The sequence below is a fragment of the Shewanella sp. 10N.286.52.E4 genome (genome assembly GCF_041468785.1).
GTDB classification, from domain to species: domain Bacteria; phylum Pseudomonadota; class Gammaproteobacteria; order Enterobacterales; family Shewanellaceae; genus Shewanella; species Shewanella electrodiphila.
The window spans coordinates 114,298-126,838 of sequence record NZ_JBFRJJ010000011.1; the positions used below are offsets into that span (position 1 = coordinate 114,298).

5 protein-coding genes are annotated in these 12,541 nt (G+C 42.4%); 1 reads left to right on the forward strand and 4 read right to left on the reverse strand.

Annotation, left to right across the window (positions count from 1 at the left end; genetic code table 11):
- Nucleotides 1-51 precede the first annotated feature (51 nt).
- Complete coding sequence (locus AB4153_RS06560; RefSeq protein ID WP_371996779.1) at nucleotides 52-963, forward strand: DMT family transporter; 912 nt, start codon at nucleotides 52-54, stop codon at nucleotides 961-963.
- A 116-nt stretch (nucleotides 964-1,079) separates the two neighbouring features.
- Here the strand turns inward: AB4153_RS06560 and recD are convergent, their stop codons facing one another.
- The 4 genes from recD to AB4153_RS06580 all read right to left on the reverse strand — a co-directional run bounded on the left by recD (nucleotide 1,080) and on the right by AB4153_RS06580 (nucleotide 11,597).
- Complete coding sequence (gene recD, locus AB4153_RS06565; protein WP_371996781.1) at nucleotides 1,080-3,110, reverse strand: exodeoxyribonuclease V subunit alpha; 2,031 nt, start codon at nucleotides 3,108-3,110, stop codon at nucleotides 1,080-1,082.
- Nucleotides 3,107-6,934 carry an exodeoxyribonuclease V subunit beta gene (gene recB / locus AB4153_RS06570; RefSeq protein ID WP_371996782.1) on the reverse strand — a complete coding sequence of 1,276 codons (3,828 nt, stop codon included), beginning with the start codon at nucleotides 6,932-6,934 and terminating at the stop codon, nucleotides 3,107-3,109. Before recB ends, recD begins: the two co-directional genes overlap by 4 nt.
- A complete protein-coding gene (gene recC, locus AB4153_RS06575) occupies nucleotides 6,934-10,707 on the reverse strand; it encodes an exodeoxyribonuclease V subunit gamma (protein ID WP_371996784.1) in 3,774 nt (1,257 codons plus the stop codon). The genes recB and recC overlap by 1 nt, the downstream gene beginning before the upstream one ends.
- A gap of 290 nt (nucleotides 10,708-10,997) precedes the next feature.
- Nucleotides 10,998-11,597 (reverse strand): class I SAM-dependent methyltransferase, encoded by a 600-nt coding sequence (locus AB4153_RS06580; RefSeq protein WP_371996785.1) that lies wholly within the window; start codon nucleotides 11,595-11,597, stop codon nucleotides 10,998-11,000.
- Nucleotides 11,598-12,541 lie beyond the last annotated feature (944 nt).

The window sequence follows — 12,541 nt, forward strand, 5'->3', positions numbered from 1 at the left end:
AACACTTAGAAGGTTTACCTTATCCAACAATCCAATGTAAAAACCTTATCGATGACAATATTGGCATTGATAGCTTTTGCGGCGAACTCTGTTTTGTGCCGTTTAGCACTGGGCGATGGTAGCATTGACTGGGTGAGCTTTACGGTTATACGTTTATTATCCGGAGCGTTAACCTTATTACTGATTTTAAAAATCAATGGGGTTTTAACAAAACCTCGATATCCAGATGCTCAACTTACGGGCAAGAATAATCAACAATCTTTAATTAAGCAGCAACAGTTAATGCTAAAGCAACATCAATCAGCTGGGAGTTGGTTAGGTGGTGTGATGCTGTTTGTTTACGCTGCCAGCTTTTCATATGCCTACACACTACTTGATACCGCCACAGGCGCATTGATTTTGTTTGCCGCAGTGCAATTAACCATGATCCTGCTTGCAATCATTAAGGGGGCGCGGCTCAAGCTGATTGAATGGCTTGGGGTTATTACGGCATTTGTAGGGTTTGTGTATTTAGTTGTTCCCGATATCAACTCACCTTCGATGGATGGTTTATTATTTATGACCATTTCAGGTATTGCTTGGGGTGTTTATACCCTAAAAGGTAAACAAACAACTCAGCCGCTACGCGATACTTGTGCTAATTTCGTCAGGTCTATACCTTTAGTTCTGGTATTATTTCTAGTTAGTTTAGGGCAGCTTGAATTAAGTGACAAAGGTGTATGGCTAGCGATTATCGCGGGCAGCGTGACCTCTGCAATGGGTCACAGTATTTGGTATGTCGCGCTTAATGGACTTAGCGCCACTAAAGCTGCCGTCGTGCAACTTTCTGTACCCGTTATTGCCGCTTTTGGTGGGGTGATATTTGTTGCTGAAACCCTAACTAGCCGTTTAATGATTGCATCGATTGTGGTGTTGACGGGGATGTTAATGGTAGTGCAGGGGAAGAGTCAGAGTAAAAAGTAAAGCCGCTAACAGCGGCCTTAGCTGAATAGCTTAGGATTTATTTCTCAGTACTAAATCTTACATCCTAAACTGATATCTTAAGTTTCGATTATATTCTTAAAACTGGGTAATTCTGCTTATGATTTGCCCCATAACCTCAGCGCCAAGCCTGATGCTCGTGAGGTCACTTGTTTACAGGCGCGTTCAAATACATAAGGCGATCCTAAGCAGATAAAGTGTTCTTTAGCTCGGGTAATTGCTGTATACACCAGCTCTTTAGTCAGCAGTTGCCATTGCGCATTACTGGGCTTTTGTGGCAGCACAAACGCCACTTGTTCAAATTCACTGCCTTGGCTTTTATGTACGGTCATCGCAAAACAACTGTCGTGATGGGGTAATCGTGCGGGTTGTACTTTCAATAAGCTACCATCTGCTTTGACAAAATAAGCCATGAGCCGTTCAGGTTTTTGTTCGTCCTGCAAAATCAAACCAATATCGCCATTAAATAAACCTAAGTTGTAATCGTTACTTTGGATAATGATTGGACGGCCAAGATAAAACTCCTGGTTAGGCTTAATCCAATGATTTTGCTTAAGCACATTGGTGATGGCGAGGTTAATACCATCAACGCCAAATTCACCTGATCGCATGGCGCACAAAATCCGGAATTTGTTAAAGCTTTCGATAATATCTGCAGCCTGATGACGCTGGGAATTGTAATCACTGTCTTGTACGGAACCTAGCTCATGACCTTGTTCACCATTGAGCTGTTTAGCTTGTTCATAAACATGCTGATTATCGAGGATCATCTGCAGATATTCACTGTAAGCTGCCACCGAAAGTTGCATTAACGGCAAGCTTTGACCTTCAGCTTGATGCTCAATCCAAGTAAGTTCTTGATGGCCATGCTGCCATTCTCGGCGGACTCCTTGAATATCGACATAGTTTACTGCACTAGCTAATAAGCCAATCCCTGCATCACCTTTAAAGCGGTGACTGTGCATTAACATACACAGGTTGTCACCAATCATGGGCGATTGATGAATAAACTCGCTGGTGGCTTCACTTGTGAGTTGTTCAAGTAAATCAGCTTGTTTAGCGGAATAGCGCATTTTCCACGGCTGCACAGACGATGAGTCCGTATTTGCAAGCCCAGAGCAGATATCAGCTAAGACTGCGCCAGCTTCAACTGAAGCGAGTTGGTCTTGATCGCCTAACAATATCAACCTTGTTTGACTGGGTAAGGCATTGAGCAGTTTATGCATCATGGGTAAATCGACCATTGAGGCTTCATCGACCACCAATAAATCTAATCGTAACGGGTTGTCTTTGTTATGGCGAAAAGCATGGGAGTTTGGAATAACCCCAAGTAATCGGTGTAAAGTCGCAGCTTCTTCAGGGATATTTTTGAGCGCCTTGAGAAGTTCTGGTTTACCTGTTTGACTCACTTGGGTAAACAAACGGGCTTTAGAGGCTTTGATTGACTCACTTAATCGCGCTGCCGCTTTGCCGGTTGGGGCGACTAACTTTATGCTGAGCTCAGACTGGGTGAGTAGCAATAATAATAGTTTAGTGACTGTGGTCGTTTTACCAGTACCGGGGCCACCGGTAATCACTGCTAGGGCTTTGGTTAATGCCGTTGCAGTAGCCACTTTTTGCCAATTAATGGTTTGTGCTGACGCTGGCTTAGCCTCATCAAATAAGTCGTTAAGGTAAGCGGGTAACAGATTGGTATCGACAGTTAAGTCAATATTCGCCATCTGATTTAAGCGACTCGCCACTTCGGTTTCGAAATGATAATACTTGTTTAGGTATAAACGGCCATGTTCGAAAATCATCGGAGTATTTTCACTAGGCTCTCCCACACAATCTAGTTCGGTAATTGAGTCAGTTAACTGCTGGTGATCGACATTGAGCTTACATAGGGCTTGTTGTTCACAAAACGGATTAGCTAAATCTATCCCACTGATGACCAAACAGCTGTGCTGACTGGATAACTGCTGACTTAGTAGGGTGCAGATGAACAATAAAAACTCATCACTTTTACTGGACTGTATCTTGGCCATTTCTAAAGCGAAATGGCGATCAAGTGGGGTAATAAGCCCTTGTTGCTGCCAATGCTTTAGTAGCTGATGAATGGGCGCTTGCAGCTGGAGTAATTGACTCATGATGTTGACTCCACTGTCGTATTATTCAAAGGCGTGCGACTCACTGCTGCTGATGCCTCATTCGATTGACTAAATAATATATCCAATTGCTCAATTAATGCTTGCGGCGGTTTGTCGAAAAATACCCCAGATTGTGGTGTTTGCGGGCTCATACCACGCAAGAACAAGTAAAAGCTGCCACCAATATGTTGTTGGTATTGGTAATGTGGCATACGTAGAGACAAGTATCGATGCAGCGCTAGGGTATACAAGATATATTGCAGGTTATAACGGTGACTGCTAATGGCATTGCCCATGGCTTCAATGTTGTAATCTGAATAGTCATCACCTAAATGGTTAGACTTATAATCGGCAATATAAAATTGGCCCTTAAATTCAAAGGTTAAATCGATAAATCCCTTCAGCATACCCTGTAATTCATCAAACTCTAGCCCAGCATCATAGCCGTATTGACTGAGTAATTGATTCAATTGCTCAGATTTTAATTGGCTAATGGGAAGATAAAACTCCATCTCCACCAGCTTTTGTTTTTCCGTTAATTCACTCAAGGTTAACGGTATGCCGCTTGAATTAAGTAATTGCTGGTCGCACTGCTGATAACCGGTTAATAGCGGTGTGTGCAAAATTTGTTGGTACCAGTGGATTAATGTCTCGGTCCAAACTTCTTTGTCAAAACCATATTGGTCCATCGCTTTGGCTAACGCTTCAGGCAATTCGCTATCTGCCTCAGTGAAATCAAATAACTCCAACACTAAATGCATAAAGCTACCGGCATTGGCGCCACGCTCGAAAGTGAAACGGTTAATTGCGTTTTCAGCGGCTTCAGTATCAAAGGGGTTGATATCACTGCTGGGTTCAAATTGCGCTTGGATTTCTTGGCTGAAATCTTCGTCATCGGCGCCAGGAGCGACTTTTTCATGGGCTAAATGTTTCACAAGCCCTGAGTAACTGCCTACTCGCCATGGTGTTTGGTAATCACGGCTTAAGGTTTTTGGTAGTGGTTCCTGGTCGTTGTTTTCTACGCTCAATAATGCTGAATCATCAATCGCATCGATTTCACTGATGCTAATCGCATCGACAGGATGACCGTGTTTATCGTTAGTAAGCTTTGTTGCAGCCAATTTAAGCTGCTCAAAATCGCACTCTTTAGTGGTAATACCCAGTAAATAACCGATAGCGGTTTCAAATAACTGACTGCTGATGCCCGCTTTTAGCATACGACTATGGTTGGCAATATATAGGTAACACACATAAACAGGGCGGGTGAGTGCCACATATAAAAGGCGTAAATCTTCAGCAAGATTTTCCTGTTTATATTGCTCCCAACCTTCTTTACTGGCTTCAACATCCCATATGAGTTCATCATTTTGGTGATACAACATTGGCGTCGGCTTGCGGCGATTGTCACGGGCTAAACTAATGAAAGGCACAAAACACACAGGGTATTCAAGGCCTTTACTCTTATGAATCGTGACGATTTGCACAAGGTTTTGTTCGCTTTCAAGCCTAAGTTGCTGCTCATCACTACCTTGGCCATCAATAAGCTGTTGCTCAAACCAATTAATTAATGCACTGCTGCCATCGAGTTCAGTGGCTTTTTGCTGCAATAATTCAGATAAATGACGGAAATCGGTTAACCGGCGCTCTCCGCTCTCGGTGGCACTTGTCTCATCTGTTGAAGCTGATGTTAGTTTTGACGTCGATGTACTGAGATCGCCTTTAGCTAAAAATCGCTTAATCAATTCTGTTTCACTGGTAAGAGATAGTAGCGACGGCATAATGCCATGGCGATTCCACAGTTGGTGCCACTGAGCAAATTTATCTAATAAGTCTTGGCGCTGCTCCTCATCTTGATTGAACTGATGGATTTGCTGTGCGCTATAGCCCATAAGTTCTGTAGCCATAGCGGAGCGTAAACAACGTTCATCTTTAGGATTGGCTAAGGCACGTAAAATGATCGCAATTTCAAACGCTTCTTGGGTTTTAAATACACTGTCTCGGCTCAAAAATACTGCGCCAATTTGTCGCTCGCTCAAGGCTTGTTTCATTACCGCAGCTTCATTACGGTCACGAACCAAAATGGCGATGTCTTTGGCGATGAGTGGCTTACCCGTTTGAGTGTTTGATTTACTTGCCATGTAGCACTGGCCATTTTGCGACTCAGTTAATAGACGTTTGATCTCACTGGCGGCATCGGCAGCCAATATCTTACGGCCTGTGGCTTTGTTGAGGCCAGAGTCATCTTCTGCCAGTAACTTTATTCGTAAGGCTGCGCTATTTTCTGTGGCTTCATTGAGGATTTTACTATCAGCGCTTTTAGGCGTATTGACCACGTCATAAGGGATCGCATCACTGATAAATGGGTCATCGTGTTGGCTAAATAATTGGTTTACCCCATTCACTAACGCAGTCGATGAGCGGTAGTTTGTTTCGAGGTTATAGTGCGCCTTGGTTTGTTTTCGGGCCTGAATATAAGTGTGAATATCGGCGCCGCGAAAGGCATAAATTGCTTGTTTAGGATCGCCAATCATTAATAAGCTGAGTTTATCCAACTGTGCTTGTTGTTGATAAATTGCCGAGAAAATAGCGAACTGTAGTGGATCGGTATCTTGGAATTCATCGATTAACGCAACAGGAAAACGCGCAGCAATCGCATTAGCGAGCTGTTTTGAAATTAACTGCTCTTGTGATTGGCTAGCATCAGCATCAGTATCAGTATCAGTTGAGTTTAGCGCGCCCGCTAAAGTGATCAGCAAGTCATCTGGGGTCATTAAATTACGTTGAGCTTTTTGCAGCGCGAATCGCAGTTTAATCCCGTCTTTTGCGCGCACCAAGAATGCCGGTTTTATTTGGCTAATGAGATCAAATAAGCGCTCAATGTGATCCAATAGAGGCGCTTCTTGTGGCGTAGGAACTGTGCCACCTTTATTCAGTTTTAACCCTGATAACGCCAGCATTTCAAGTGTTTTTACTGGCGGTAACCCAGTACCTGAGCTAACCCAGTTCGTCAAATTATCAAACATAGCCGCAAGCTTCGGGTATTCATCAGCTTTTTTGCCAAAGCGGGCGCCATTTAGCGGCAAACTGTGCAGCAGCGTTAATTCTGCTTCACTGTCTGCTGCCCAGCGCATTTTAAAGCGTGACAAGCTTTGGGTGAGTTCGTCAGTCAGTTGATTAAAGTCTTTAGCAATAAACGGTGTTTTAGCCTGAGTTGCGCCTAATAGCTGCCTTAATTGTTTAGCTAACTCATCAGGGCTACCAAACTCATTGGCGATGACTTGGGCTAAGACCGCTGGCAATGGATAACAGGTTTCACGCCAAAAATCTCTTACTGCATGGTGTAAAAACTCGCTGTCATCGAGAGTAAATTCTGATTCAAATAGCAATGATGACTCGAATGCCATGTCAGATAATATCCGCTGACAAAAACCATGAATGGTGAAAATAGCGGCTTCATCTAATGATTTTAATGCTAAATCTAATCGTCTTAGGGCTATTGAGCGTTCTGACTCTGGTATTTGCTGGTAAAGCTGAGAGACAAATTCATCATCAGTATCAAGCCCAATAAAACACTTAAACGCAACCTGGATACGTTTTCTGATCCTATCGCGCAGCTCTTCTGTGGCGGCATTGGTAAAGGTCACCACTAAGATTTGCTCGCAGGTTAATGGCGCTCTTTCGATTTCTCCGTCTTTACCACCCAGTAATAGACGTAAATATAAACCCGAAATGGTATAGGTTTTACCTGTACCGGCACTGGCTTCAATTAAGCTGCTGCCAGTGAATGGTAAGGTGAGGGGGTTGAGTGTAGTGACCTTGGTCATTATGCTTGCCCCTCTGTACTGATAGCATCGATATTATTCACCGATGTTGTTTCATTGATGTACTCGTCTAAATCAGCCAAGGTGCCTTTGTGATATACGCTCAGCATTGGCTTAAGTAATTGCATGGCTGTGTCACCAAATCCTTGTTCCGTAAAGTCATTCGGGAAATTAAATAAGCGTTTGTTATGCGGTTCGTTTCCTTCACCAAACTCTGTCTGCTCGTCAAGCCACTGGCTTTGCGCTTCATGGAGTTTTTCTGAATATGAACCTTCAGCTTCAACATAGGCGAGTGCGGTGCGCGGCATAAAGCACAATGGCTGCGCTTGACCATTAAAATAGCCCTGAACAAATTGTTGCAGTAATTGCTGCGCTGCCTCTGGTTTTATCGCTGTGAAAGCATGAAAATGACCGATATCCAGCAGGTAACTGTTTTTCTCTACTCCTGATGCGTTTAAGCATAAATGGCGTAAATAGACGCGTAAAAAGTCTCGGCCATGGGCTGTACCTGGGCGATAATTGACTTGGCCTTTCGCGTAAATGTCATCAATGCGACCAACCAAATTGACAGCAATGGTTTGTCGAGTAATGCTGCTATTAAGAGTACTGTTGTTAAAATTGCTGCTACTAAAACAGATGTCATCAAACCTAAGATCAACATCTAGTTCGGAAGTCTTTTGCGCTTCTCCAGTTAAATACAATACTCTGCCAATAAGAGGTGCAATATCTTTTTGATATTGGTTGAGGAGTAAATCATCAAATGGCTTCATGGGGAGTGAGCCGCTGACTTTTAGTTTGGCAACAAACTCCATATCAGCATGCTCAAGTTGGTTTGAAATAGCGCTATCTAATAAGGCTGATTGCAGTTTATAACGCTCAAGTGAATCTAAGCCAAAAGGTTCATCATTATCATCAGCTTGAATACGCAGATTAAAATCCACTTTTAGGCTTCGGTTTAAAAAGAATTGCGCTGGGCTTCTAAAGAATCGCAGTAATGCTGATAACTCAAGAGTATGTTGATGATCTTTTGCTGCATCAGTTAACTCTGATTGTAAATCTATAGCAATAGGCTGCGATGCGTTAATAAATGTGGACTGCCATTGTGCTGTTAGCGGGTCATTAAACTTAGGCGGACACCATTGGTGGCTAAAGCTCTGTTGTAAAACAGATTGTTGCTGCGACGCTGAGTGAGATACCTCGGACTGAAATAGTTTCACATCGAATGGTTGCAGCGGTTGCCGGATAATTAAATGATCAATAATGGCTTGGTCTGCAGCTTCATTGGATATGTTTTCGCGTGTTGTGTTTTTGTTTAAATCGCTATTGCTTATATTACAGCTATTAAAGCAATAGTCGGCAAAATAACACAGTTGATAATACTCAATCAGCTCAGAGACTAACATCGATGGAATGCGCTCAGCATTATCACGTTCAGAATGACCGATATAGCTGATGTATAATTGTTGCCTTGCAGAAAGCAGGGCTTCTAAAAATAAGTAACGGTCATCTAACCGTCTTGAACGGTCGCCTTTAATGGCACCATTGTGTGCCATTAAATCAAACCCTACAGGGTGTTGAACTCGTGGGTAAACGCCATCATTCATCCCCAGTAAGCAAACGACTTTAAAGGGAATAGAGCGCATTGGCATCAGAGTACAAAAGTTAACACTACCAGCAAGGTAGCGCTGACCCACGCGAGATTCATTTAAGCGTTGATTAAACCATTGCTTAAGCACTTCAATGTCGAGTTCACCTTGATGCCCCGCACCTTCAAGCTCCTCTTTTAACGCTGTTAACGCTTCACGGATGGTTTGCACTTGTTCACGCTCATCATCGTCAGCTTCAAAAAATACCTCTAATAATTGATATAACTGTTCGATGCGCTCAAGCGTTGGGCAAGTGCTAGCAAGTTGCTGCTGATAGTCATCAATGGACTCTAAAAAGTTGAGCAAGTGACCTAATGTTTGCGCCGATTGTCCTTCAACGCCTTTGACGAGCAGGGTGTCATGATAAATCGAAGATTCATCATTAAAAGCATATCCTTGAATAAGGCGACTGATCCCAAATGCCCATGAGTTTTGCTTAAACCCAGGCACACCTTGTTGCAATCGGGTGTGTTCATCTCGCCCCCAACGAACATTGGCATCATCTAACCAGCGCCTAATAAGCTGAAGGCCATCATCATCTAACTGGAATTTGCGTAAAATAGCAGGGACTTCAAGAATGCTTAAAATATCAGTTAAACCAAAACGGCTTTGATTTATATCCAATAAATTTAAGAAACTGTTGATGAGTGGCGACTCTTGCGCAGCGCCTCTATCAGCAATGGCGTAAGGGATATAATAATTACCTTGATGCTGGTGTGACTGGCTGTTGCTGGTGCCAAATACCGCATCAATATACGGTGCATATGCGGCGACATCAGGCATCATTACTACGATATCTTTAGGTAGCAGGCCCGCTGATTGCTGATCATTGGACAGCAATGCTAATAAGTGATCGTGTAAGGTTTCAATTTCGCGCAGCGGGCTATGACAGCTGCGTAAAGTGATTGAATCATCGGTTGGCAGTAAACTTCTTCTTGCTTGAGTATTTTGATAAAAGTGGGCATCAGGCCCTAATGGTTGACCTAACGTTTCCATTTGCAAGATATCAAATTGTAATCCTTGCAACAGGTTTAGCTCATCGGCGGATTGTTCAGGTTCGATGTAGTAATCGTAACTAAAGTCAGTATGTTCAGCGGGTAACTCGAGCATTAAATCTAACAGCTCGCGGCCCATTTTACCGTTATTGGCTAAAATCGGGTTACCGACTTCGAGCTTATCTTCCCATGACTCACCGAGTTGCTTTTTATCGGCATATTGCAGCGCCATTCGCGCTCGCGCTTTAGGGTCAACAATATCGCCCCAGTAATGCTGACAGGGGCTAAGGGAAAACATAATGACTTCAATGCGCTCAGCAAGGTGATAAAGCACCTCAAGAGTTTGTGGCGGCATTGATGAAATGCCAAAAACGAATAAGCGTTCAGGCAAAGAGCTGATAACGGTTTGCGGCTGTTTGAGCGCATTAATTAATTCTTGATGCAAGTTGGCGCGGTGATAATGACTGCCGTTAATTTCAACTTGGTTATATTCGATTAGCGCACGCCATAATTTGGGCTGCCATAGCTGATTTTGTTCAAGCTTGATTGGCAGCTCGTTACTTTCCCAACCTAAAATCCAGCTCGGACGATAAACTAAGTATTGGTCAAAAATATCGGCAATGCGGCCACAAAGTTGATACAGCTTCATCGCATCAAAATGCTGTTGATGTTGATTAGCAAGTCTAGTCAAACTGTTGCTGCTAGGGATGGATTCATTTGTGTTAGAGCTTAAATCAGCACTTTTAATATCACTTACATTTGAAGCTGTGTTTGTGACTTCGGGTGTTAGGTAAGCTTGTAGTGGTGCAAAATCTTCATCAGTTAATAATCTTGGCAATAAATCCATTAACTTCCACGTCATTGCCGCTTTGGTAAAAGCATTGTCTTTAGGGACGTTAGGTAAGAGTTCATGGCATAACTGCCAAGTAAAACTGGACGGTAAAGGGAACGAAAGGGCTGCAGCGATACCATTGTATTTTGCCACTTCTAAGCGCAGCCAAGTCGACATCCCTGGGCTTTGAACTAACACATGCTCGTTGGCCAGTAAGTTAGCATTATCAAGAGGAATGGCTAACATCTTGGAAAGCTGTTCAGACAAAACTTCCATCTGATTCGATTGAATTAATCTAAGCATTACTGACTCGGCAACTGATGATAAAAACCATTCTAAGAGGTTGTTATTAGGTTTGAAAGGCTTTTATTAGATAGTGAGTTTAAACGCTAAAATAGCAAGCAAATATTGTTGTGTGGTGATTCATGTTAAACGGAATAATAAGCTGTGTTCACCATATGAAAGTGACTTTCAGGTGTCTATATTGGGCATGATTCATTAGAGCATGATTCATTAGAACATGGGTCATCCATATGAGAACAAAATAAAGCTAACTTTTCCCTCACTAATAACAATGGTGCTATAGCTTATACTTAGGTTTTTTCTACAATAAGATACGTATGAACTTCAGGGTATTGGTCAAACTCTACATGTTTAATCGTGCAACCAAGTTCAATCAATAATGATAAAAAACCATTAGTACCAAGAGACGAATAATAGACTGTAGGCCCCATATTGTTATCAGTATGACAACCTTCTTTTTCTACACCACCAAACGAAAATATAAATACACCACCAATATTGAGCATCTTTACTATTTTAGTGAGTACGTTACGTTGTTCAGTTAATGGGATATGCCAAATGCTGTCCCATGCAGTGATAAAATCGTACTTCTCTGGTAACTCACACTCACAAATATCAGCCTGCATAAAGTCTATATCAGGTTGTTTTTCACGCGCAATATTAAGCATTTCAGTTGAAACATCTAACCCAGAAGCTGTGAAGCCTTCATTTTTTAGCAACTCAGTAAAACGCCCAGTACAACCGCAGCCAATGTCTAAAGCGTTTCCTCGCTTTTGAATAAAGCTGATGGCTTTCTTGTGCTGTTCAATACCATTAGCCATATTAAACGTTTCATTAGCCCAAAGATGAGTAATTTGATCATAGGCTTTGCCGATATCTTTTGGTTTCACTAATGGCCTCACTTTAAGTCAAATTGGGATTAAAACTTAACGCAGTGGAAAGGTTGTACGGCAGCAGCTACTTGTTCACCTTAGACAAACTTTGAAGCTGACACTTTTGGTGATGGAACAATTATCACGATATTTTCAGCACCTTGTTGTTTCATCACCTTCAGGGTTCTATCTACTCTTGCTATGTGTAACTTTGTATAGCGTGCATATCTTTAGCAAAACACACATGTTTTATAAATATTTTGAAAACAGAAGTAACATAATGATTTATAAGTACTCTATCAGAGTGACGTTGAATAAACGAGTATCATAAAATGCTCAATGAGTATTGATATTGGAGGCTTAGTTTATTTCCAAACTCTGCTTGGATTGACATCGTGGGTTTTCCACCCAAATCCGACGAAAGTAAGTAACAACAATTCCCTCTTGGAACACCCACTCCAATTTAGTTTAAAAAGCGAAACTTCCAATGGAGTTATTCATAGCGTTAAACTTTGTCTGTAGGCTGTTTCGGTAAGCTTCAAAAATAACTAACGCTTTCAATGGGGCGTCCCTTTTCCTCGAAAGCAAGCTGGAATCTTAAGTGCAGGATGCACTAAATGCCTTGAAGCACATGGATGTGCGAGAAAGGCCATGGCTAGACTCACGCAATTTTCTTGCTTACCTCAATTCAAATTGAACATTCACAGTTTTAAAAAACTCTATTTAGGCTTTAACTAAACAAATGAACCTGCCGGTCAAACATGTCCCCATTGAAATTGCTGAAATGCGTTGAAGAAAATTGCGTAAGCCTGACAGGACGTCAGGCTAGCTTTAGTTGGCCATGGATGGCCTTTCTAAAGCGTTAGCTATTTTCGAATAAGCATGAGGCTTGCTCGCTTTTCAGAGCAATTTCGTAGGGGCGGCAAGGGATGTCGAGAAGGGAAATGCTGTTGTTTCCCTTT

Excerpts from the sequence above, each read along its gene's own strand:
- recC (WP_371996784.1), bottom strand. The coding sequence starts at position 10,707 with ATGCTTAGATTAATTCAATCGAATCAGATGGAAGTTTTGTCTGAACAG.
- recB (WP_371996782.1), bottom strand. The coding sequence starts at position 6,934 with ATGACCAAGGTCACTACACTCAACCCCCTCACCTTACCATTCACTGGC.
- AB4153_RS06560 (WP_371996779.1), top strand. The coding sequence starts at position 52 with ATGACAATATTGGCATTGATAGCTTTTGCGGCGAACTCTGTTTTGTGC.
- recD (WP_371996781.1), bottom strand. The coding sequence starts at position 3,110 with ATGAGTCAATTACTCCAGCTGCAAGCGCCCATTCATCAGCTACTAAAG.